This is a genomic window from Rhodospirillaceae bacterium, from assembly GCA_028819475.1.
Lineage (GTDB): Bacteria > Pseudomonadota > Alphaproteobacteria > Bin65 > Bin65 > Bin65.
On sequence record JAPPLJ010000002.1, the window covers coordinates 21,900 to 44,031 of the forward strand.

The 22,132-nt window shown below is 67.4% G+C and carries 23 protein-coding genes; 12 read left to right on the top strand and 11 right to left on the bottom strand.

Annotated features, from left to right (window positions below):
* Nucleotides 1-125: 125 nt before the first annotated feature.
* Nucleotides 126-917: a hypothetical protein gene (locus OXM58_00515; GenBank protein ID MDE0146829.1), complete on the top strand. Its 792-nt coding sequence runs from the start codon at nt 126-128 to the stop codon at nt 915-917.
* A 50-nt stretch (nt 918-967) separates the two neighbouring features.
* On the opposite strand, the gene OXM58_00520 is transcribed toward OXM58_00515, so the two are convergent.
* Both OXM58_00520 and OXM58_00525 read right to left on the bottom strand, forming a co-directional pair.
* Nucleotides 968-1,753, bottom strand: a complete 786-nt coding sequence (locus OXM58_00520) for a glycosyltransferase family 25 protein (GenBank protein ID MDE0146830.1) — start codon at nt 1,751-1,753, stop codon at nt 968-970.
* A 15-nt stretch (nt 1,754-1,768) separates the two neighbouring features.
* Nucleotides 1,769-2,404 carry a VOC family protein gene (locus OXM58_00525; GenBank protein MDE0146831.1) on the bottom strand — a complete coding sequence of 212 codons (636 nt, stop codon included), beginning with the start codon at nt 2,402-2,404 and terminating at the stop codon, nt 1,769-1,771.
* Between the two features lie 310 nt (nt 2,405-2,714).
* Here OXM58_00525 and OXM58_00530 point away from each other — a divergent pair, with 310 nt between their 5' ends.
* Nucleotides 2,715-3,944, top strand: a complete 1,230-nt coding sequence (locus tag OXM58_00530) for a Tm-1-like ATP-binding domain-containing protein (protein MDE0146832.1) — start codon at nt 2,715-2,717, stop codon at nt 3,942-3,944.
* A gap of 296 nt (nt 3,945-4,240) precedes the next feature.
* Here the strand turns inward: OXM58_00530 and OXM58_00535 are convergent, their stop codons facing one another.
* From OXM58_00535 to OXM58_00560, 6 genes are all read right to left on the bottom strand, one after another.
* Nucleotides 4,241-5,002: an ABC transporter ATP-binding protein gene (locus OXM58_00535; GenBank protein ID MDE0146833.1), complete on the bottom strand. Its 762-nt coding sequence runs from the start codon at nt 5,000-5,002 to the stop codon at nt 4,241-4,243.
* The gene (locus tag OXM58_00540) at nt 4,995-5,759 is read right to left on the bottom strand and encodes an ABC transporter ATP-binding protein (protein ID MDE0146834.1); all 765 of its coding nucleotides are present in this window, start codon (nt 5,757-5,759) and stop codon (nt 4,995-4,997) included. The genes OXM58_00535 and OXM58_00540 overlap by 8 nt, the downstream gene beginning before the upstream one ends.
* Nucleotides 5,756-6,778, bottom strand: coding sequence for a branched-chain amino acid ABC transporter permease (locus tag OXM58_00545; protein MDE0146835.1), 1,023 nt, complete (start codon nt 6,776-6,778; stop codon nt 5,756-5,758). The genes OXM58_00540 and OXM58_00545 overlap by 4 nt, the downstream gene beginning before the upstream one ends.
* A 1-nt stretch (nt 6,779) precedes the next feature.
* Nucleotides 6,780-7,655, bottom strand: a complete 876-nt coding sequence (locus OXM58_00550; protein ID MDE0146836.1) for a branched-chain amino acid ABC transporter permease — start codon at nt 7,653-7,655, stop codon at nt 6,780-6,782.
* A gap of 242 nt (nt 7,656-7,897) precedes the next feature.
* Nucleotides 7,898-9,100, bottom strand: coding sequence for an ABC transporter substrate-binding protein (locus OXM58_00555; GenBank protein MDE0146837.1), 1,203 nt, complete (start codon nt 9,098-9,100; stop codon nt 7,898-7,900).
* Between the two features lie 49 nt (nt 9,101-9,149).
* Complete coding sequence (locus OXM58_00560; protein MDE0146838.1) at nt 9,150-10,352, bottom strand: ABC transporter substrate-binding protein; 1,203 nt, start codon at nt 10,350-10,352, stop codon at nt 9,150-9,152.
* Nucleotides 10,353-10,540: 188 nt separating this feature from the next.
* Between OXM58_00560 and OXM58_00565 the strand changes: the two genes are divergently transcribed.
* The 6 genes from OXM58_00565 to OXM58_00590 are packed head-to-tail and all read left to right on the top strand — an operon-like array spanning nt 10,541 to nt 14,894.
* A complete protein-coding gene (locus tag OXM58_00565) occupies nt 10,541-10,936 on the top strand; it encodes a helix-turn-helix domain-containing protein (protein ID MDE0146839.1) in 396 nt (131 codons plus the stop codon).
* Nucleotides 10,933-11,667: a PIG-L family deacetylase gene (locus OXM58_00570; protein ID MDE0146840.1), complete on the top strand. Its 735-nt coding sequence runs from the start codon at nt 10,933-10,935 to the stop codon at nt 11,665-11,667. The genes OXM58_00565 and OXM58_00570 overlap by 4 nt, the downstream gene beginning before the upstream one ends.
* On the top strand, nt 11,667-12,338 hold the full coding sequence (locus OXM58_00575; protein ID MDE0146841.1) for a 4-carboxy-4-hydroxy-2-oxoadipate aldolase/oxaloacetate decarboxylase: 672 nt from the start codon (nt 11,667-11,669) through the stop codon (nt 12,336-12,338). The genes OXM58_00570 and OXM58_00575 overlap by 1 nt, the downstream gene beginning before the upstream one ends.
* Nucleotides 12,331-13,401 (top strand): 4-oxalomesaconate tautomerase, encoded by a 1,071-nt coding sequence (locus OXM58_00580; GenBank protein ID MDE0146842.1) that lies wholly within the window; start codon nt 12,331-12,333, stop codon nt 13,399-13,401. The genes OXM58_00575 and OXM58_00580 overlap by 8 nt, the downstream gene beginning before the upstream one ends.
* Before the next feature lie 37 nt (nt 13,402-13,438).
* Nucleotides 13,439-14,326 (top strand): hypothetical protein, encoded by an 888-nt coding sequence (locus OXM58_00585; protein MDE0146843.1) that lies wholly within the window; start codon nt 13,439-13,441, stop codon nt 14,324-14,326.
* 4 nt (nt 14,327-14,330) lie between these two features.
* Nucleotides 14,331-14,894 (top strand): carboxymuconolactone decarboxylase family protein, encoded by a 564-nt coding sequence (locus OXM58_00590; GenBank protein MDE0146844.1) that lies wholly within the window; start codon nt 14,331-14,333, stop codon nt 14,892-14,894.
* 22 nt (nt 14,895-14,916) lie between these two features.
* Here the strand turns inward: OXM58_00590 and OXM58_00595 are convergent, their stop codons facing one another.
* Nucleotides 14,917-15,267, bottom strand: a complete 351-nt coding sequence (locus tag OXM58_00595) for a tRNA-binding protein (protein ID MDE0146845.1) — start codon at nt 15,265-15,267, stop codon at nt 14,917-14,919.
* A 296-nt stretch (nt 15,268-15,563) separates the two neighbouring features.
* Nucleotides 15,564-16,205, bottom strand: coding sequence for a helix-turn-helix domain containing protein (locus tag OXM58_00600; protein ID MDE0146846.1), 642 nt, complete (start codon nt 16,203-16,205; stop codon nt 15,564-15,566).
* A 198-nt stretch (nt 16,206-16,403) separates the two neighbouring features.
* On the opposite strand from OXM58_00600, the gene OXM58_00605 reads away from it, so the two are divergent.
* Nucleotides 16,404-17,258 (top strand): sigma-70 family RNA polymerase sigma factor, encoded by an 855-nt coding sequence (locus OXM58_00605; protein ID MDE0146847.1) that lies wholly within the window; start codon nt 16,404-16,406, stop codon nt 17,256-17,258.
* 118 nt (nt 17,259-17,376) lie between these two features.
* Here OXM58_00605 and OXM58_00610 read toward each other — a convergent pair whose 3' ends face one another.
* Nucleotides 17,377-18,282 (bottom strand): LysR substrate-binding domain-containing protein, encoded by a 906-nt coding sequence (locus OXM58_00610; GenBank protein MDE0146848.1) that lies wholly within the window; start codon nt 18,280-18,282, stop codon nt 17,377-17,379.
* Between the two features lie 485 nt (nt 18,283-18,767).
* On the opposite strand from OXM58_00610, the gene OXM58_00615 reads away from it, so the two are divergent.
* From OXM58_00615 to OXM58_00625, 3 genes are all read left to right on the top strand, one after another.
* Nucleotides 18,768-19,787 (top strand): ABC transporter substrate-binding protein, encoded by a 1,020-nt coding sequence (locus OXM58_00615; GenBank protein MDE0146849.1) that lies wholly within the window; start codon nt 18,768-18,770, stop codon nt 19,785-19,787.
* A gap of 194 nt (nt 19,788-19,981) precedes the next feature.
* Nucleotides 19,982-20,854 (top strand): proline/glycine betaine ABC transporter permease, encoded by an 873-nt coding sequence (locus OXM58_00620; GenBank protein MDE0146850.1) that lies wholly within the window; start codon nt 19,982-19,984, stop codon nt 20,852-20,854.
* Nucleotides 20,855-20,858: 4 nt separating this feature from the next.
* Nucleotides 20,859-22,127 carry a glycine betaine/L-proline ABC transporter ATP-binding protein gene (locus OXM58_00625; GenBank protein MDE0146851.1) on the top strand — a complete coding sequence of 423 codons (1,269 nt, stop codon included), beginning with the start codon at nt 20,859-20,861 and terminating at the stop codon, nt 22,125-22,127.
* Nucleotides 22,128-22,132: the final 5 nt, after the last annotated feature.

Sequence of the window (22,132 nt, forward strand, 5' to 3'; positions counted from 1 at the left end):
GCGCGGATGGACAATTTCGAGCCTCACAATTACATAGCGTCACCCGATTCGGACTATACGCCAAAATACCACACCCGCGATATTTGTCCGATTTGCCCGAAGACGCTATATTACGGATCGAATCTATGGGTCGCGATGAGGAAATTACTTTGTCGTTCATATCTCCTCTGAAAATTATGGAATGGCCTCTCCGCAAGGCGCAAAAAAAGCTGAAAAAATCCGCAATCTGGATTCAATACAAGCGCTACAATAATCTGGACCGCAATCATCAATTTCCGGTGGCAAGCGTTGACTGGCTGATTCACAGAGAAATTGTCTATGGCGGAATTCAAAAAGGCGTGACCCGCAGGAAGGTCAGCCCGCAAGACCCGCGTACGGAAAAGATCGTCGGTACAGCAGGGATGCGCGGCGGCGACAGAATGCTCTTTCACGGCTACGCCAAAGACTATTCGAAATACCTGATGCCATTGGATCGCGACGAAAGGCTGGTGATCGCCGAAGTCGGCATTCTCCGGGGGAACGGCCTTGCAATCTGGTGCGATCTGTTCCCGAACTCCCGGATACTGGGATTCGATATCGACACGAGCCACTTCGAGGAAAACAGGCAAAACCTTTTGGACCGTGGTGCGTTTTCCTCAAATAATCCGGAAACTCATACATACGATCAATTTGTGCCGGGCGAGACAATACTTTCTGAAATTCTCCACGGCGATAAAATTGACGTTTGCATTGACGATGGGTGCCATTTGGACGAAGCGATACTATGCACGCTGAAAAGCGTAATGCCTCACCTCAGCGACAGGTTCTTGTATTTCATTGAAGATAACAGCTCTGTCCACAGAGTGATCGAATCGCAGTATCCCGATTTGGACGTCTCGCACCAGCGCCAGATGACCATCGTTAGTCGAAAATACTGACGCGATATATTTCTCGACTGGAATCGCTCCACGCAGTTTTCGCGCCGTCTTCAATCGCTCTCCGCCGCCCCGCCTTCCGGCCTCTCGCTGTAGCGGACATATTCCCGGCGCGCCCGGCCGGTCAGCTGCCACCAGAGGAGCAGCATCTGGTAGGGCAGGCTGCGGCGGCGCAGCTGGTGCCATTGCTTGTGCCGGCGCGAAATCGACAGTTTCGTCGGCTGGATGTCCGACTCCGTATCGCGCTGCTGGACCAGCGCCGGATTGACCTGCACCGGCCGCACGCGCCGCGCGGCTTCGGACATGCGGGGATCGAACAGCATGCGGTCGGTCGACACGCTCGCGCCTTCGAAGGCGGACAGGAAGAGGCCCGCCGCCGCCCGGTCGATGAGATAGCCGGCGGACCCGGCGTTCCAGCGCACGATGCGGCGCAGTTCCCGCCCGCCCGGCGTCCGGCCGCAGCGCGGGCCCTGGAGGCTCCTGTTGCTGTTCGGCCGCTCCAGCTTGACCAGCCCGGTCCCCGCGGGCCACCAGTCGGCCGAGCGGCAGACCGTGGGCAGGTCGGACGCCAGTTCGGCATCGTCTTCGAGGATCATCGCCGCGCCGCAGCCGGTCGCCAGGAACCGGCGCAGGGCCTCGCCGTGGCTCAGCATGCAGGCCTTCGAACCGGCCCGGAACAGCGGGTTGCGGTCCGCCCGGTCCTCCGGCGGCAGGGTCCGGGCGTCGACGGCGGCCACGCGCTCGAACGGCAGGCCGAGCCGATCCAGATCGCCCGAGATCGTCGCGAGCCGGTCCGGGCGGCGGTCGAGATTGATGACGAACACCGGAAAGCGGGGCATCGGCGGCCGTCCCCCTCACCCCCGCCGCAGCGACGGATCGGCCAGCGCCGTATCCTGCCCCGGCGGCGCGTCGTCGATGGCGTCTTCAAGGCTGAAGACCTCGCGCCATTCCTCCGGCGGGCGGATCGCGGGTTTTCCGCCGGGGGCAGGGCCGTCGGGCCCCCCGTCCACCACCTCGTCCAGCCCCCAGTAGATCTCCAGCCAGTGGCCGTCCGGGTCGCGGAACTCGACGGCGACCTGCGCGCCGGCCCGGCGCCGGCCCTCGAACAGGATCGCGACATCGTTCGCCTCCAGCCAGGCGCGCGCCTTCAGCACCTCGTCTATGGTCGCGACCTCGAAGGCCATGTGGTGCAGGCCGGCGCGCTCCCCCGGCTTCGCGCCGCCGCCGACCAGGGCGACGCCGTGATGGTCCGCGTTGCAGCGCATGAAGACCATGCCGCCGTCCATCATCGTGTCCGGGTAGACGTCCGAGACCCGGAAGCCGAGCACGCGCGTGTAGAAATCGACCGAACGCTCCAGGTCGGCGACGTAGAGCACGACGTGGCCGATCTTGCGGATGTCGAAGGGCAGCGCCCCGTCCGGCGCCTTGCTGCGCAGCCCCTGCGCCCACGGCCCGGCCAGCGCCTCGTAATCGATCACACCGCGCGGCATGGGTGCCTCCTGGTTTCGTGTGCCGGCGCCCTCCCGATCCTTCCCCCTCTTCAGAGGGGGAAGTGGCCGAGCGCAGCGAGGTCGATGGGGGTGCCGTCGACACGTCCCGGCAAGCGCGTTACGGCGCTGCACACCTGACGCCACTTCACCCCCACCCCGATTCTTGTCCGGGCCTCCCCCTCTGAAGAGGGGGAGGAATCCGGGTCGGGCATTGTAGCGCCCGATGGCGCGGCCGGAAAGAAACCCGCCCCCGCCTCACGCCGAAGCGCAATCGGTGCTATGCTGGCGGCGGGCGCGGACGGGCATCGCGATGACCGACAAGACCATTCTCGTCGTCGGGACCTACGACACCAAGAATCCGGAGCTCGCCTATATCGCGGCGCGGATCCGGGCGCTCGGCGGCGGCGTGCTCACCATGGATATCGGCGTGAAGGGCGAGCCGGCGGTTCCCGTAGACTGGTCGAAACACGCCGTCGCCGAAGCCGGCGGCAGCTCGATCCGCGAAGCGCTCGATAGCGGCCACGAGAATGCCGCCATGCAGATCATGGCACGGGGTGCCGCGGCGCTCGCCGCCGACCTGCACCGGCAGGGCCGGGTCCACGGCGTCGTCATCCTCGGCGGCACCATGGGGACGGACGCGGCCCTCGACATCTGCAAGGCGCTGCCGCTCGGCGTGCCGAAATACGTCGTCTCCACGGTCTCCTTCTCGCCGCTGATCCCGCCGGGCCGGCTGTCGGCGGATATCCAGATGATCCTCTGGGCGGGCGGCCTCTACGGGCTCAACTCGGTCTGCAAGGCGACGCTCAGCCAGGCGGCCGGGGCCGTGCTCGGCGCCGCGCGCGCCGCCGAGGCGCCGGCGGGCGGGCGCCCCGTCGTCGGCATGACATCGCTGGGCTCGGCCTCCATGCACTACATGAAGACGCTGAAGCCGGCGCTGGAGGACCGCGGCTACGAGATCGCGATCTTCCACGCCACCGGTATGGGCGGCATGGCGTTCGAGAGCATCGCGGCCCAGGGCGGCTTCTGCTGCGTCATGGATTTCCTGCTCGTCGAGGTCGGCAACCGGATGATGGGCTCCATTGTCGAGGCCGGGGAGGACCGGCTGCTGGGCGCCGGCCGGGCCGGGGTTCCGCAGATCGTCGCGCCGGGCTATCTCAGCCTGGTCCACATCCCGACCTGGCAGGAAACGCCGGCGCGCTTCGCCGACCGCTCCTTCCACACCCACAACCGGCTCATCAAGTCGGGCCTGCTCACCGCGGAAGAGCGCCGGGAGATCGCCCGCGAGGTCGGCAGGCGGCTGGCGCAGGCCACGGGGCCGGTGCATTTCATCCTGCCGAACGAAGGCATCGTGGAGTGGGACCGGGCGGGCTACGAGGCCCACGACCCGGCGGGCATGGCCGCCTTCGCCGACGAACTGCGCAAGTCCGTCCGTCCGCCCGTCCGCATGACCGAGCTGGACTGCCACATCAACGACAAGGCCTTCACCGATACGGCGCTGGAAATCTTCGACACCTGGGCCGCCGACGGCACGATCGGGTGAGGCCGCCCTTCGATACGCCCCGCCCGTCATTTCGACCGAGCGAAGCGAGCGGAGAAATCTTTCCGGCACAGCGCTTCGTCTCCTGCACCGCGCGGGAAAGATATCTCCACTCCGCAGTCCTGCGGACTGCTCCGGTCGATATGACGGCGAAGGAGGCGGGAAGGTGCCGACTGAATCCCCCTCCCCGTGGGGGAGGGGGTTAGGGGGAGGGGTCCGCGACGGCCCTTTAACAGAGAAATCCTTGGGGGATGCCCTGCCGTCTCTGCCGACTCCCGCTCGCGGTTATGCGCGAAGCCTCACCCCGACACCGCGACCAGGCGTTCCAGCTTTTCCGGATCGTCCTGCAGGGCTTTCGACGGGCCGTCGTAGACGACGCGGCCGCGGTCGAGCACGACGGTGCGCTCGGCGAAGTTGAGGGCGATGGCGCTGTTCTGCTCGACCAGCACCATGGCGACGCCGGCCTCGTCGCGCAGCGCCGCCAGGATGCGCACCAACTCCTCGACGATGACCGGCGCCAGCCCTTCGGTCGGCTCGTCCATGAGCAGGATCCGCGGGTTCGCCATCAGGGCGCGGGCGATTGCCAGCATCTGCTGCTCGCCGCCGGACAGCTGGTTGCCGTCGTTGCCCAGCCGGGCTTCCAGTTGCGGGAACAGGGCGAAGATGCGCGCATCCGTCCAGTCGTCCGCGCCGTCGCCGCTGCCGCTCCCGCCGCCCCGTCCAGCGCCCCTTCCAACACCGGGCCGCGCCCCGATCTCCAGGTTCTCCCGCACGGTGAGCGACGGGAAGATCTCCCGCTCCTGGGGGACGTAGCCGATGCCGGCGACCGCCCGGCGGTGGACCGGCAGGCGCGAGATGTCCTGCCCGGCGAAGCGGATCGCGCCGCCGTGTAGCGTCGTGTGGCCCATCACCGTCGCCAGCAGGGTCGTCTTGCCGACGCCGTTGCGCCCGATCACGGCGACGCTCTCCCGGTCGCCCAGCGCGAGCGACAGGTCCTCCAGCACCCGGGTCGCGCCGTAGCCGGCGGTCACCGCGTCGAGGGCGAGCAGCGGTTCAGCCATGACCGTGGCCCAGATAGACGGCGCGGACGCGCTCGTCCGCCGCGATCTCGTCCGGCGGGCCGGAGGCGAGCACGGCGCCGGAGACCAGCACCGTGATCCGCTCGGCGAAGCGGAACACGACGTCCATGTCGTGCTCGATGATCATGATGGCGATCTCGGCCGGGAGCGCCGCGATGGCGTCGAGGATGATATGGGACTCGGCCCCCGGCACGCCGGCCGAGGGCTCGTCGAGCAGCAGCACTCGCGGCTCGAGGGCGAGCGCGATGGCGATCTCGACCAGCCGCTGGCGGCCGTAGGGCAATTCGTCGATGGTGCGGCCGGCGTCGTCCCGCAGCTGGACCATCTCGACCAGCCGCTCGGCCTCGGCGACGACCTCGGGCCGGCTGCCGACCGGGCGGAACAGGCCGGTCGCCACGCCCATGCGCTCGGCGACGGTGAGGTAGATGTTCTCCAGCACCGTCAGGCCGTTGAACAGGGTGTTGATCTGGAAGGTGCGCACCAGGCCGCGCTTGACCCGCTCGTGCTCGGCCAGCCCGGCGATGTCGCGGCCGTCGAGCAGGACCGCACCGCTGCTCGGCGGCAGCGCCCCGGTCAGCAGGTTTACGAAGGTCGTCTTGCCCGCGCCGTTCGGCCCGATCACGGCGTGGCGCGCGCCGGGCTCGAGCGCGAAATCGATATCCTTCGCCACCACCAGGGCGCCGAAATTCTTGCACAGTCCCTTTGTCTCGAGAACGGCGGTCCCGGGACCATCAGTCATGCGCTGCGCTCCCGGAAGCGGCGGATCAGCGGGTCGAACACGCCGAGCAGGCCGCGCGGCGCGAACAGAACGGTGAGGACCAGCACGATGCCGACCACCAGCTCCCAGTAGGGCGGATCGGTGCCGAGCACCGTCTCGGTCAGGTTTTCCAGAATGGTGAACACGGTTACGCCGATGAAGGCGCCGTAGAGCCGCCCCGTCCCGCCCAGGATCAGCATGATCAGGATATTGCCCGACATCTCGAACTCGTAGACGCCGATCGTGATGTTGCCCTGGACCTGGACCCAGATCGCGCCCGCCACCCCGGCGATCATCGCCGCGATGACGTAGACATGGCGCATGCGCTGCTGCACCGGCGTGCCGATGGCGTGCATGCGCCGGACATTCTCGCGGATGCCGACCAGCGAGCGGCCGAACGGCGCGTGGACGACGGTGCGGGCGACGAAGAAGCCGAGCACCAGGAAGGCGAAGGCGTACCAGTAGTTCGTCGTGTAGTAGAGCACGTCGAACGGAAACAGGCCGAGGATGGCGCTGTTCTCGAAATTGATGCCGTCGAAGCCGCCGGTGATGTCGTCAAGGTCCTTGGCCAGCTCGTAGAGGATGATCCCGAGCGCGAGGGTCAGCATCAGCAGGGTCAGTTCCCGCGTGCGCAGGATGATCCAGCCCGAGACCCAGCCGAGCAGCCCGGCGGTGACCGCACCGAGCGCCAGCGCGGAGATCGGCTCCTGCCAGCCGGCGTCGGCGAGGAGCGCAGCGGTGTAGGCGCCGGTGCCGAAGAAGGCGGCGTGGCCGAGCGAGACGATCCCGGCGTAGCCGACGATCAGGTCGAGCGAGATCGCGAACAGGATCAGCACCAGGATCTGCGTCGCCAGCAGCCGGTAGCCGGGGAACAGGAAATAGACGGCGATCGCGATCGCCCACGGCAGCAGTTCGATGGCCCGGAAACGGTGGGCGCGCAGCAGGGCGGCCGTGGCGGCCCCGTTGGTTCGTACGGCTGTGGCTGAGGTCGGGGCGGTCATCTCACGCCTTCCCGAACAGGCCGTGCGGCCGCCACAGCAGCACGATAAAGGTGACGCCGTAGATGAAGAAGCCGCCGCCTTCCGGCAGGAAATACTTGCCGGCGAAATCGATGATGCCGAGGATCAGGGCGGCAACGAAGGTGCCGCGGATATTGCCCAGCCCGCCGACCGCCACGACGATCAGGAAGATCACCAGATATTCGAAGGCGAACACCGGCTTCAGCCCGCCGAGGATCTGGATGCCCAGTCCGCCGCCGAGCGCCGCCATGCCGCTGCCCAGCGCGAAGATGATGGTGAATAGCCGGCCGGTCGGGATGCCGCAGGATTCCGCCATGCGCCGGTTGTCCACCGCGGCGCGCACCTGGGCGCCGATCTTCGTGCGCTCCAGGCCGAAGAACAGCGCCGCCACGATGGCGCCGCCGGCGACGATCATGAAGGCGCGGTAGACCGGGATGCTCTTGAAGCCGAGGTCGATGTCGCCGAGCAGCATTTCCGGCAGCAGGATATTCTGCGGGTCCGGCCCCCAGACGAAGGAGACGCCGGCGACCGAGGCGAAGACGATGCCGATGGTGAACAGCACCTGGTCGAGCTCCGGCCGGCCGTAGACATGGCGGTAGAGCAGCCGGTCCATGACCGCGCCGAGCGCCGCGACGAGGAAGAAGGCGATCACCAGGGCGAGCAGGTAGGGCACGCCCATCGGCGTCACCAGCTTCACCGTGATGTAGCCGCCGACCATGGCGAAGGCGCCGTGGGCCAGGTTGACGAAGCCCATCAGCCCCATCGTGATCGACAGGCCGACCGAGATGATGAACAGCAGCATCGCGTAGGCCAGGCCGAACACGAGGATCGTCGTGGCAATATCGAGGGCTGCTGCCATTAGAGACGATGCGGGTCGGGTCGGCGAGGGAAAGAGCGATCCATCAGACTGGCAGGCGCGGCCCGTTCGGCCGCTCCCTAATGTCATATCGACCGGAGCGTCCCGCAGGGGCGCGGAGCGGAGATATCTTTCCGGTACGGAACAGGGTCCGAATCTCGGCGCGGAAAGATTTCTCCACTCGCTTCGCTCGGTCGAAATGACGGTTCCGGCGCCGCGCGGACTGACGGATCGATCCCGAACCGCTACTTGCCGCAGCGGCCGATCTTCAGCTCCTTGCACTTGTCTTTCACGGCCTCGAAGGTCTTCAGCTTCTTCTGTTTCAGCACGCCGTTTTCCTCGTAGACCTGGGCGACATAGACGTTCTGGACGATCTCGCGAGTCGCCGGATCGATCGTGATCGGGCCGCGCGGGCTGTTGAATTTCCACCCTTTCAGCGCCCCGATGGCACTGTCGGCGGTGATCTTGCCGCCCTTGGCCGACTTGATGATGTGGAACACCGCGGCCATGCCGTCATAGCCGCCGACGCCGACGAAGTCCGGCGTCGACTTGGCGCCGTAGGCCGCCTTCCACGCCTTGACGAACGCCTGGTTCTCCGGCGTCGCCAGATCGGCATGGTAGTGGTGCGCCGTGATCACGCCGACCGCCGCCTTGCCCATGCCCTGGAGCTGCGTGTCCTGGGTGATGTCGCCGGGGCCGATCAGCTTGACGCCGGCCTTGCGCATGCCGAGCGATAGATAGGTCTTGGCGACGCCCGCGGCATGGTTGCCGGCCGGCACGAAGACGTAGAAGCAGCCCGGCTTCTTGTCCTTGACGCGCTGGAAGAAGGGCGTGAAGTCCGGCGCCTCGCGCGGGCCGCCCATTGGGATCGAATCGATGACCTTGCCGCCGGCCCCTTCGAAGCCGCGCGCGAAGGCGGCGACGCTGTCCTTGCCCGGCGGATAGTTGGTGTAGCCGGAAATCGCCGTCTTGCAGCCCATTTCCTTCGCCGCGTGCTCGCCCATGATGTAGCCGGCCTGCCACATGGTGAAGGACACGCGCGCGATATTGGGCGACATGTTGGTGATAAATGCCGTGCCCGCGTTCATGATGACGAACGGTACCTTGGCGGCGGTGACCAGCGGCGCGATCGACATGGCGTTCGGCGAGAAGATGACGCCGCCGAGGATTTCGACCTTCTCGCGCGCGATCAGCTCCTGCGCCGCCGCCTTGGCAATCGGCCCGCCCGGGCGTTTCGAATCGCGCACGATCAGCTTGATCGTGTCGCCGCCCAGCTCCTTGGCGTGCAGCTTCAGATAGAGCCGCGCGCCCTTTTCCATCTGGTCGCCGAGCTGCGCCGCGCCGCCGGATTTCGGCGCGATGAAGCCGACCTTGATCTCCCGCGCCTCGGCCGCCGCCGCAAAGGCGACGGCGCCGGCGAGAGCGAGTCCGGTGGTGACCCTGAACATGGCACTCCTCCGTTTCGATATTGTTGAACGGACAGGTTAGCGGATTTCGCTACTTTCCGCACCGGCCGATCTTCAGTTCCTTGCACTTGTCCTTGACCGCCTCGATAGTCTTCAGCGTCTTGTGGCGCAGGGTGCCGTTATCGTTGACGACCTCGGCGACATAGATGTTCTGGACGATGTCGCGCGTCACCGGGTCGATCGAGATTTTTCCGCGCGGGCTGTCGTGGGTCCAGCCTCTCAGCGCTTTGATCGCGCCGTCCGCCGTGATCTTGCCGCCCTTGGCCGACTTGATGACGTGGAACACCGCGGCCATGCCGTCATAGCCGCCGACGCTGACGAAATCGTTCACCGCATCCTTGCCGTATTCGGCCTTGAACGCCTTGCGATAGGCCGCGTTGGCCGCGTTCTCGAGATCGGCGTGATAGTGGATGGCGATGGTCGTGCCGGCGATGGCCGGGCCGATGCTCTGCAATTGCAGATCGTGGGTGAGGTCGCCGGGGCCGATGAACTTGATGCCGGCCTCCTTCATGCGCAGGGCGAGATAGGTCTTGGACGCGCCCGCGGCATGGTTGCCGCCCGGCACGAAGACGTAGAAGCAGCCCGGCTTCTTGTCCTTGACCCGCTGGAAGAAGGGCGTGAGGTCCGGCGCCTCGCGCGGGCCGCCCATCGGGATCGAATCGATCACCTTGCCGCCGGCGCCCTCGAAGCCGCGCTTGAAGGCGGCCACGCTGTCCTTGCCCGGCGGATAGTTGGTGTAGCCGGAGATCGCCGTCTTGCAGCCGAGCGCCGTCGCGGCGTGCTCGCCCATGATGTAGCCGGCCTGCCACATGGTGAAGGAGACCCGGGCGATGTTCGGCGACAGGGTGGTGATCCAGGAGGTGCCGGCATTCATCACGACGAAGGGCACCTTGGCGGCGGTCGCCAGCGGCGCGATCGACATGGCGTTGGGCGAGAAGATGACGCCGCCCAGGATCTCGACCTTCTCGCGTGCGATCAGCTCCTGCGCGGCGGCCTTGGCGATCGGCCCGCCGGGGCGCTTGGAATCGCGCACGATCAGCTTGATCGTGTCGCCGCCAAGCTCTTTCTCGTGCAGCTTGATGTAGAGGCGCGCGCCCTTTTCGAGCTGCTCGCCCAGCTGCGCCGCGCCGCCGGATTTCGGCGCGATGAAGCCGACCTTGATCTCGCGGGCCTCGGCGGCGGCCGCCAGCGCAAGGCTGCCGGCGAGGATCGTTCCTGTCGTGAACCTGAACATGCGATTCTCCCTTCGGTTTCCGGCGGCCGGATCGGCACTGTCGCCCGCGCCGCCGCGTCGCCGGCCATTTCTAAGGGCCGAACCGCCCGTTCCGCAACCCGCTATCCGGGCGGGGCTCTTGCCGGGCCGCTCACCGGCGCTACACTTTGGGTGTCGCGTCAACGCGGTCATTCCGGCTGCGCTGCGTGATGCCGGCGTGGCCGGCCCGCCGCGGGCGCGCCCACCCTGACGTGCTGGAGCAGGCGATGAACGACGTGCTGGAAAGATTCGAAGAAGACCTGAAGCAGGCCGAGGCCAGGGCACGGGGCGAAGGCCCTCCCGAAGTCGAAAGGACCGAAACGCCGGAACTCGACGTCAGGGCGATCCGGGCCGGCACCGGCCTGTCGCAAGCCGATTTCGCCAGGAGCGTCGGTGTCGACGAGGCCACGCTGCGCGATTGGGAACTGGGCCGGCAGCGGCCGGAAGGGAACGCCCGTGTCCTGCTTGCCATGATCGCAAAGGATCCGCAGATCGCGCACCGCGCCATAGGCGGAGACTCCGCGGACCGGGCGGGCGGTGCCGAATTGACCGGGAAAACGCCATGAGCGACCGGAGGACAGCGCTTGTCGTCAGCGCCCATGCGGCGGATTTCGTCTGGCGCTGCGGCGGCGCGATCGCCCTGCACCAGGAAAAGGGCGTCGAGGTCACGGTCGTCTGCCTCTCCTTCGGCGAGCGCGGCGAGAGCGCCCGGCTGTGGAAGCAGGACGGCGCGACGCTCGACGGGGTGAAGGCCGTGCGGCGCAGCGAAGCGGAGAAGGCCGCAGAGGCGTTGGGCGCCCATGACCTGGTTTGTTTCGACCTCGGCGACTATCCGCTCACTCTGGACGAGGCCGCCAAATACCGGCTGGTGGACGTGCTGCGCGCGGTGCAGCCGTCCTTCATCCTCACCCACTCGAAATACGACCCGTACAACACCGACCACATGGCGACCATGGCCTTCACCATGGAGGCGCGGATGATCGCCCAGGCCTGGGGCCACAATCCCGGCGAGAAAGTGCTCGGCGCGCCGCAGATGTATCTGTTCGAGCCGCACCAGACCGAGCAGATGGGCTGGGTGCCGAACGTGTTCCTCGACATCACGCCGGTCTGGGAGAAGAAGCGCGCCGCCATCGAGTGCATGGAGGGCCAGCACCATCTCTGGGCCTACTACACCAACGTCGCCGAGAACCGGGGCAACCATTTCCGGCGCAATTCCGGCGGCATGGCCGGCGGGCGCGACTGCAAATACGCTGAGGGCTTCCAGGCCGTGTTCCCGCGCTGCGTGGACGAACTGTGATGGGCGTCGTCGTCCGCGATATCGAGCGGGCCGATCCGGCGGTCATCGCGGCGCTGGGGGAATGCGGCGTCGCGACGGTCCACGAGGCCCAGGGGCGCACCGGGCTGCTCGCCTCCGCCATCCGGCCGATCTATGCCGGCGCGGCGGCGGCGGGCTCGGCCGTTACCATCCTCGCGCCGCCGGGCGACAACTGGATGGTCCATGTCGCCATCGAGCAACTCCAGCCAGGCGACATGCTGGTCCTCGCCGTCACCGCGCCGTCCGACGCCGGCTATTTCGGCGACCTGCTGGCGACCTCCGCCCGGGCCCGCGGCGCGGCCGGGCTGGTGGCCGACACGGGCGTGCGCGACGTGAAGGACCTCACCGCCATGTGTTTCCCGGTCTGGTCGCGGGCGGTGTGCGCCCAAGGCACGGTGAAGAAGACGCCCGGCTCGGTCAACGTGCCGGTGGTCTGCGCCGGCGCGCCGGTCCGGTCCGGCGATGTCGTGGTCGGCGACGACGACGGCGTCTGCATCGTCCGGCGCGAAGAGGCCGCTGAGGTGCTGGCGAAGGCCCAGGCCCGGATCGCCAACGAAGACGAGAAGCGCCGGAGACTCGCCGCCGGCGAACTCGGGCTGGACATGTACGGCATGCGCGGCGACCTCGAAGCCGCCGGGCTGAAATATGTCTGACGAGATTCCAAGCGGCGTGCGTTGCCTGTGGATGCGCGGCGGCACGTCGAAGGGCGGCTATTTCCTCGCCGAAGACCTGCCGGCCGACCCGGCGGCGCGCGACGCATTTCTGCGCCGGGTCATGGGCTCGCCCGATCCGCGCCAGATCGACGGCATGGGCGGGGCCGACCCGCTGACCTCGAAGGTTGCGGTGGTCTCGCCGTCGGTGCGCGCCGGCGTCGATGTCGATTACCTCTTCCTTCAGGTGAGCGTCGACGCGCCGCTGGTCTCCGATGCCCAGACCTGCGGCAACATCCTGGCCGGGGTCGGTCCCTTCGCCATCGAGCGCGGCCTCGCGCCGGCGCGCGACGGCGAAACGCCGGTGACGATCCATCTGGTGAATACCGGCCAGACCGCGACCGCGACCGTGCAGACGCCGGGTGGGGCGGTCCGCTATACCGGCGACGCCCGGATCGACGGCGTGCCGGGCGCCGCCGCGCCGGTGCCGCTGCAGTTCCGGGACACCGCCGGCGCGACCTGCGGCGCGCTGCTGCCGACCGGCCGGCCGGTCGACCGGATCGACGGGATCGAGGTCACGCTGATTGACAACGGCATGCCCTGCGTGGTGCTGCGGGCGGCGGACGCCGGGATCGCCGGCACGGAAAGCCGCGAGGTGCTGGATGCCGATGCCGACCTGAAGATCAGGCTCGAACGCCTGCGCCTCGCCTGCGGCCCACTGATGAACCTGGGCAACGTCGTGGCGAAGACGGTGCCCAAAATGACCATGGTGAGCGCGCCGCAACAGGGCGGGGCGATAAACACCCGGACCTTCATCCCGCACCGCTGCCACGCGACCATCGGCGTGCTCGGCGCAGTCAGCGTCGCCACGGCCTGCCTGCTGCCGGAATCGCCCGCCGCGGCGCTCGCCGCCCTGCCGCCGGGCAACCCGAAGACGCTGGAAATCGAGCATCCGTCCGGGCAGACCTCGGTGATCGCGGCGCTGGCCGACGACGGCAGCGTGGCCGCGGCGGCCATCCTGCGCACCGCCAACAAGTTGATGGACGGCACGGTCTTTGCGGGCTAGCACGGTCGCGCCCGATCCTGCGCAAGGACTGCCGCCCATGACCCGCATCCATATCCAGTTCTCCCTGTTCTCGGCCTTCTATTCGCCGCTGATCGCGACCATGGCCGGCGGATTTCTGACCGAGGAAGGGCTGGAGGCCGACTGGTCGGTGTCGCCGCCGGGCGTTTCCGCCATCGCGGCCCTTAAGGACGGCTCGGCCCATGTCGTCCAGTCGGCGCTCAGCCAGGCCTTCGGGCCGCTGTCGAAGGGCGAGGCGCCCGGCGTCGTCCACTTCGCCCAGATCAACGAGATGGACGGCTTCTTCCTGACCGGGCGGGAACCGGATGCGGATTTCGACTGGCGCAGGCTGGAGCGCGCGGAGGTCGTGCTGTTCGGCGGCGGCCAGCCGCTCGCCATGTTCAGATATGCCTGCCACAAGGCCGGCATTGATTTCGAGAAGATTGCCGCCATCCATCCCGGCGGCGCCGCCGATATCGACCGCGCCTTCCGCGAGGGGCAGGGCGCGTACGTCCAGCAGCAGGGGCCGTTCCCCCAGCAGCTCGAGGCCGACGGGATCGGCCATGTCGTGGCGCAGGTCGGGCTCCAGGTCGGCCGCTGCGGCTTCTCCAGCCTGTGCGCCCGGCCGGACTGGCTGGAAACCGATATGGCGAGGGCCTTCACCCGCGCCTACCGCCGGGCCCGGCGCTGGCTCAACGAGACGCCGGCCGCCGAGGTCGCGCGCGCCGAGGACTCCTTTTTCCCGGACATCGACCTGCCCGTGCTCGAACGCTGCATCGCGACCTACCAGCAACTCGGCTGCTGGGCGCCCCATATCGAGATCACGCCCGATGCCTTCGAGGCGACGCTGGATATCTATGAATACAACGGCCTGATCGGCGAGCGCTTCGCCTACGACCGGGTTTGCGCCGCACCGCCGGAGGGCTAGAGCGATGTCCCGTTACGACGAGATCGATCTCGCCAATCTGAGCACGGACCAGCAGGCGGTGGCCGACGCCATCGCCGGCGGGCCGCGCGGCTCGTTGCGCGGGCCGTTCGTGCCCTGGTTGCTCAGCCCGGGGATGGCCGATCCGGCGCAGCGGCTCGGCGCCTTCCTGCGCTTCCGCACCGTTATCCCACAGCGGCTCAAGGAACTGGCGATCCTGTTCACCGCCCGCCGGTGGGACGCCGGCTTCGAATGGAGCGTGCATGCGAAGCTGGCGCTGGAGGCCGGCCTGCCGCGCCCGGCGGTCGAGGCGATCGGCCGGGGCGAGGCGCCGGATTTCGCCGATCCGGACGACGACCTGATCTGGCGGGCCTGCCGGGAAATGTACGAGACGCGCCGCTTCTCCGACGGAACCTTCGCCGCGCTGAAGGCGCTGCTCGGGCCGCAGGGCGTCGCCGAACTGGCCGGCCTGCTCGGCTACTACGCCCTGGTCTCGATCACCCTCAACGCCTACGAGGTGCCGGCTCTGGACGACGCCGCCGTCCCGGACCTCGCCGAAATCGCCCGGTAGCCCGGCGCCCTCCCGGTCCCGCTCAGTACAGCCGGCCGCCGTCGGGTACATCGCGGTCGACGCCGATCAGCACGACCTCGCCGTCCGCGTCCGGGAAGCCGAGCACTAGGATCTCCGACATGATGTTGGCGATCTGCTTGGGCGGGAAATTGAGCACCGCCGCGACCTTGCGGCCGACCAGAGCCTCCGGGGCATAGTGCGCGGTGATCTGCGCCGAGGATTTGCGCGTGCCGATGGCCGCGCCGAAATCGACCGTCAGGATATAGGCCGGCTTGCGGGCCTTCTCGAACGGCTCGGCGGTCAATACCGTGCCGACCCGGATATCGACCTTCTCGAAGTCCGCCCAGGAAATGGTGTCTGCAACCGCGCTCATCGGGCGCGTTATAGCAGCCCGGCGGGCGGAGTCCCTTGCGAATTGGCCCCTCGCTGCAAAGGATATCATTCCCCTTCTTCAGAGGGGGAAGTGGCCGAGCGCAGCGAGGTCGATGGGGGTGCCGTGTCTGTCCGAAATGAGCCGCCTTGCGGCGGCGCGCGTCTGGCGACGCGCCACCCCCACCCCGATTCTTTTCCGAGCCTCCCCCTCTGAAGAGGGGGAGGTATAGCGCCTCGCATGGGCGCGGAATTTCGTAGGGTAATCCTTGGCGGAAGGGGATTCGATTTGGAGCCGCCTCAGGCCGCCGGCGCCGGTTCGGCGTCGGGATCAAGGGCATCGTCCGCGCCCCGCCGCCGGCCGAAGGGCGAACGCATGGTGGCGAACTGCTCGGCCCGCTTCAGGTTGCGGTCGAGCGCCGCCATGGTCTTCGCCATGTCCTCGCTGTCGTCGCGCAGCCAGACGTTGAGAGTTGCGGCAAAGACGACCGCAAGGCCCTTGACCCGCAGGCCGCCGAGCCAGCCCGCCGTGCCGATGCCCGCCGCCTCCAGCATCCAGCGCATGGAGCGCAGCAGCCGGCAGCCGCCGCACAGGATTTCGGCAACGCCGCCGCTGCCGGCGTCGCGCACCACGGCGCGGAGGCCGTCCTTGTAGGGATTGAGCGCATCGAAGCGCTGCATGAGGATATCGAACAGCCGGTCGCGGTACGACGAGTCTTCGTCGTCGGACTGTTGCGCCCCTGTCAGCACGATCCGGTCGATATGGCGGACGAAGCCGTCGAGCAGCGCTTCCTTCGAGGTGTAGCGGGCGTGCAGGTCGGCCAGCGACAGGCCGGCCTCTTCGGCGATGTCGGCAAGCCTGGTCCGGCGCCAGCCGATGCCGGCGCCCGCCCGCATGGCGGCGGCGTAGATGTCGCTGTCGGCAATCTTCTCCTGGGCCATCGGTCGCTCCCTGAAGCTGTTGAGGGGAAACTGCCGGAGGATGTTCTCCTATTGTAGCACGAAATCCGGTCGCACCGGTTCCAATTCTCGGCCGAGTGTGCGATTTTCGCCGGGTCGGGCGGCGCCCAACGCGCCGCCCGGCGCATCGCAAACGCGCGCCGCCCGATCGTTCGAAGGCGGACAATCCGGTTTGACGCCATGCACCGGCCCGGACCCGGATACCTGTTTCGCAAGCGCGGACCGCTGCTCTCCGTGTCGGTCGAGGAGGAGCGCGACCTCGCCCGGCGCAGCCAGGCCGGCGACCGCGAGGCGTCGGACCGGCTGCTGCGCGCGCATCTGGCCTTCATCGTCAGCATCGCGCGGAAATACCGGCGCTACGGCGTGCCGATGAACGATCTGGTGCAGGAAGGCTCGATCGGCCTGCTGCACGCCATCAGGAAATTCGATCCGTCGGCCGGCGCCCGGCTCTCGACCTATGCGCGCTGGTGGGTGCGCGCGGCGATCCAGGATCATGTCGTGCGCTCCTGGTCCCTGGTGCGCATCGGCACGACGGCGGCGCAGAAGGCCATGTTCTTCCACCTGCGCCGCAAGATGGCGGAAATCCGGGGCGGCCCCGACTCCGTGACCGGGAACCCCATGACCGAAGAAAGGCTGCGCCCGGTCGCGCGGAAATTCGGCGTGCCGCTTAAGGAGGCGATGGCGCTGGCCCGGCGCGCGGCGGAGAAGGACCGGTCGCTCAACCAGCGCGTCCGCGCCGACGATCCGGCCGAGTGGGGCGACCGCCTGGCCGACGAGCGGGAAAGCCCGGAAGACGCGGCGGCCGGCGCGAGCGCGGACCGGTTCCGCCGCGGCCTGGTCGCCAAGGCGCTCAAGTCGCTGAGCGGCCGGGAGCGCGCCATCATCGCCGGGCGCTTCATGGCCGACACGCGCAGGACCCGCGGCGCCATCGCCGCCGATCTCGGCATCTCGCGCGAACGGGTCCGCCAGCTCGAAATCTCCGCCCTCGACAAGCTGCGCCGCCTGCTCGGCCGCAAGGGACTGGAGGCGATTTAGGGCGTACCCGTCTTCGAGCGATTTTCGTGGATTTGGTCCCGTTGGGCGGACAGGTCGATCCGGCCGGCGCCGGCGCGTTGCGCGACGCTGATTATCTGCCCTGCCGGCCCGACGGCGGTTACGGGTTCACGATCTCCAGTCCGAGGGTGCGGACCAGCTTCGGCACCTCGTCGAGGATGAAGGCGCGGAAGGCGAGCGCCACCGGGCTCGGCACGGTATCGCTCCGGCTCAGCAGGCCCACCACGCGCCACATATTCTCTTCGGCCAGATCGAGGGCGACGACGTCCTCGGGCAGATCGACCGCCGCCAGCGCCGGCAGCAGGGTGACCCCGAATCCCGATTTCGCGAGCGCGAGCAGCGACGTCACGTTCCGGACATACATCGACGCCTTTTCCGACAGGGCCTTGTAACCCGGCGCGTCGATCGTGTCGGATGCGCCGTTCAGAATCAGGCCCTGGCTCTCGATGTCGGCCCAGTTCACGAGTTTTCCGGCGGCCGCCAGGTTGCAGCCGGCGTTGCAGATGACCTTGAAGCGATCCCGGAACAGCGGTTCGAAGGCCGCCGTCGTTCGGGAAAGCGGCCGGCCCGCAATACCGAGGTCCGCCTGTCCGGATTCGACGGACCTGAGGACGTTCCGGCTGTCGGTGTCCAGAAGTTCTATTTCAACGCCGGGCCGGTCGAGCACGAAGCGGGGCAGCAGCGAGGGGACGAGATTGGCGGCGACCGAGGGGACGGACGCCAGAGTGAGGCGGCCGATCCGGTTCCTGGCATAGGCGTGGATGCCGTCGATCATCCGGTCGTAATTCTGGATCTGGAGGCGTCCCGTCTCGAGCATGAACGCGCCGAGAGGCGTCAGGCTGCTCTTTCGGTCGGTCTCGAACAGCGCGCCCCCGACTTCGTGCTCCAGTTGCTTGAGCGTCATCGAAACCGCCGAAGCGGTCCGGCACAGCCGTTCGGCCGCATCCCTGATGTTGCCGGCTTCGGCCACGGTGACGAAGGTCCGCAGGGTCTCCAGTTTGATCATGGCCGTCGCGCTTCAGAAAATTTGAAGAAAATGGCATGAATTTCGATTCGATTGAATCCCGGTCACAAGCGCGCCGCCGCTCCTGCCCGCGGATGTTTCCGGGTGCAGCTTCAGAAAATTTCAAATTAAAATCAATTATATCGAATTGCTTGAAGCAACGCACCCTTCCATTCTGCGCGACGGGACCGTGACGCCGGGCCGGAAGTCACAGAGAACGAACCGGAAATCTGTCGCCGGTTGCGGCGTTCGCGGTTGAGAGGTTCCGGCGGGAATGCGGCGCGCAGGGGCGTTTCCCCCCGGGCGAACCCGAGGCGTCGCCGACGGCGGTGAAACCGGCCGGCGGATGCGTGACCGTTATGCCGCCCGACTCTCTTTAATTCGATGGTTCGGGCGAAGCAGGTCGCGTATCCGGATGGCCCCGCCATTATCGCCGCGGTGCCATCGGCGATCTGCCGAATCGAGACAAACCCAGGGAGAAAATGAAAATGCGAATTCCAAGACTGACCCTCGCGGCAGCGGCCGTCGCGGCCATTGCCGCGGCGCCGGGAACCGCCCAGGCGGCGACCGGCTGCGGCACCAAGGACGAGATCACGATCGCCAGCATGACCTGGATGTCGGGAATCGTACTGGCGCAGACGGCCCACCGCATCCTGACCGCGGGCTACGGCTGCAACGCCAAGCTGGTGCCCGGCGATACGGTGCCGACGGCGACCAGCATGCTGACCAAGAACAAACCCCATATCGCGCCGGAACTGTGGATCAGCACCGCCTCGTCGATCTGGGAGAAGATCAAGAAGAAGGGCAACGTCTACAAGGCGGGCGACGTGTTCAGCGAAGGCGGCAAGGAAGGCTGGTGGATTCCGGACTATGTCGCCAAGGCCAACCCGGGCCTCAAGTCCATCGGCGATCTCAAGGATCCGAAATACGCCAAGCTTTTCGTCGAGGCCCAGAGCGACGGCAAGAGCCGGCTCTATGCCTGCCCGCCGGGCTGGGCGTGCGAGATCATCAACGGCAACCTGTTCAAGGCGCTGGGGCTGGCGAAGGCCAACTACCAGCTGTTCTCGCCCGGCTCGGGCGCCAACCTGAAGGCGTCGATCGCGCGCAGCGTCACGCGCAAGAAGCCGATCCTGGCCTACTATTGGGGCCCGACAGCCGTGATCGGGCGCTACAAGCTGGTGCGCCTGAACATGCCGGCCTACGACGCCAAGAGGTTCCTGTGCCTGACCGACCGGAACTGCGCCAACCCGCAGGTTTCGGGCTGGAAGGCCGGCGAAGTCGCCGTTGCGGTGGTGACCAGCCTCAAGGAGAAGGCGCCGAACGTCGCGGCCTTCCTGGGCAAGATGCAGGTGCCGAATGCGGTGATCAACAGCGTGCTCGCCTGGGGCGACGACCGCAAGGCAAACCCGGAAGCGGTAACCGACCATTTCCTGAAGACGCAGCAGGCGGTTTGGGCCAAGTGGGTGCCGGCCGATGTTGCGGCCAAGGTGAAGGCGAGCCTCAAGTAAATCGAGGCGCTATCGCGTCGATCGACCGGCGGGCGTCCATCCGGGCGTCCGCCGGTTCGTTTTCGGGGCCGGGGCTTACCGGTTCGACACGCCGGTTGTAAGGTCGGCTTCGCCGGCCGCCGCCGGCGCGCTGCGCTTGCCCCCGGCGTCGCGGCTTGGGCGGCCGCAGAATCCGCGGGGAGGCGGTACAGGACATGGCGCAGGAATTTCCCGAACTGCTGAACATGCGGAAAGTCCGCATCGGCATCGACGATTCCTTCAACTGGGTGGTCGAGCACTGGAGCGAGACCCTGGAGGAGATATTCCTGCCGATCGTCCATCTGCTGCGCGCGATCGAGGATTTCCTGCTCTGGATGCCCTGGTATGTCGTCGTTCTGGCGATCGCCGGGCTCGGCCTCGCGGCGACCCGCAGCAAGTGGGTCGCCCTGGGGCTCGGCGTCATGACATTCCTGATGGGCTTTTTCGGCCTGTGGGAGCCGGGCATGAAGACCATCGCGCTGATGCTGACGGCGACCCTGCTGGCCGTGATCGTCGGCATCCCGATGGGCATCCTGATGTCGCGTTCCGACCGGGTCGAGCGCATCACCCTGCCGGTGCTCGACATCATGCAGACGATGCCGATTTTCGTCTATCTGATCCCCTTCGTGATGCTGTTCGGGCCGGGCAAGATCCCCGCCCTGCTGGCGACCATCGTGTTCGCCGTGCCGCCGGTCATCCGGCTGACCAATCTCGGCATCCGCCATGTCGACCGCGAGGTCGTCGAAGCCTTCACCGCCTTCGGCGCGACCCGGCGGCAACTGCTGTTCGGCGTTCAGGTGCCGCTGGCCCTGCCGACGATCATGGCCGGGATCAACCAGACGACGATGATGGCGCTCTCCATGGTCGTGATCGCCTCGATGATCGGTGCCGGCGGCCTCGGCTACCAGGTGCTTCAGGGCATTCAGCGCCTGGAGATCAGCCGCGGTCTGCTTGCCGGACTCGCCATCGTGTTCCTCGCCGTCATCTTCGACCGCATCGCCCAGGCCTACGGCAAGCGCATGCAACAGCACCTGCATCTGGGGCACTGAACCGATGACGGATCGGGAAACCAAGATCGGGATCGAGAGCGTCTACAAGATTTTCGGGCCGGATCCCGCAAGCGTGCTCGACCGGGTCAAGGGCGGCGCCGGCAAGCAGGAACTGCTCGAGGAAACTGGCCATACCATCGGCATCCGCGATGTCAGCCTCGATATCGGGGAAGGCGAAATCTTCGTCGTCATGGGCCTGTCCGGCTCGGGCAAGTCGACCTTGATCCGCCACATCAACCGGCTGATCGAGCCGACCGACGGGCGCATCCTGGTCGACGGCGAGGATGTGCTGCAGCTCGGCCCCGAGGCGCTGCGCCACCTGCGGCGGTTCAAGATGAGCATGGTGTTCCAGCGTTTCGCCCTGCTCCCCCACAAGACGGTGCTCGAGAATGTCATGAGCGGGCTGAAGATCCGCGACGAGGGAAAGCGGGCCGGAAATCCGGGCGGCGGCGCGGTCGGGCGGCTCGCCGGACAGTTGGGATTGGCGCGCGGCGGCGACTCCGGCATTCGCGACCGGGCCCAGGCCCAGGTCGAAATGGTCGGCCTGCAGGGCTTCGAGAACCAGTATCCCAGCCAGCTCTCCGGTGGCATGCAGCAGCGGGTCGGCCTCGCCCGGGCGCTCGCGACCGATGCCGAGGTGCTGCTCATGGACGAGGCGTTCAGCGCGCTCGATCCGCTGATCCGCAACGACATGCAGGATCAGCTGATGCAGATCCAGAACAGCCTCAACCGCACCATCGTATTTATCACCCACGATCTCGACGAGGCGCTGCGCATCGGCGACCATATCGCCATCCTGCGCGACGGCGAATTGCGCCAGGTCGGCCCGCCGGAGGAAATCCTGATGGCGCCGGCCGACGATTATGTCAGCCGGTTCGTCAAGGACGTGAATCGCGGCCGGGTCGTCACGGTCGGCAGCATCGCCGACGAGTATCCGGCCGTGGAGCTGGGCAAGGCCGGCTTCGCCGACGCCCTTGCCCGGCTGGAGGCCAGCGAGCGCAACACCGTCTACGTCTGCGACGGCGCGGGCAGGCCGGTCGGCGCGATCACCGCGGACATGGCCCGGGACGGCAAGGATCTGACCGGGCCGATCGCCGACGATGCCAGGCTTGCGCCGGTCCTGACCGTGGACGGCGCCGCCGTGATCGAGGACATGCTGCCGCTCGCCATGAAAAGCGAGGTGCCGGTCGCGGTGCTGGACGGGCAAGGCGCGCTGGTCGGCGGCGTGCCGCGGCGTACGGTGCTCTCCGCCCTGGTGCGCCGGACGGAATGAAAGCC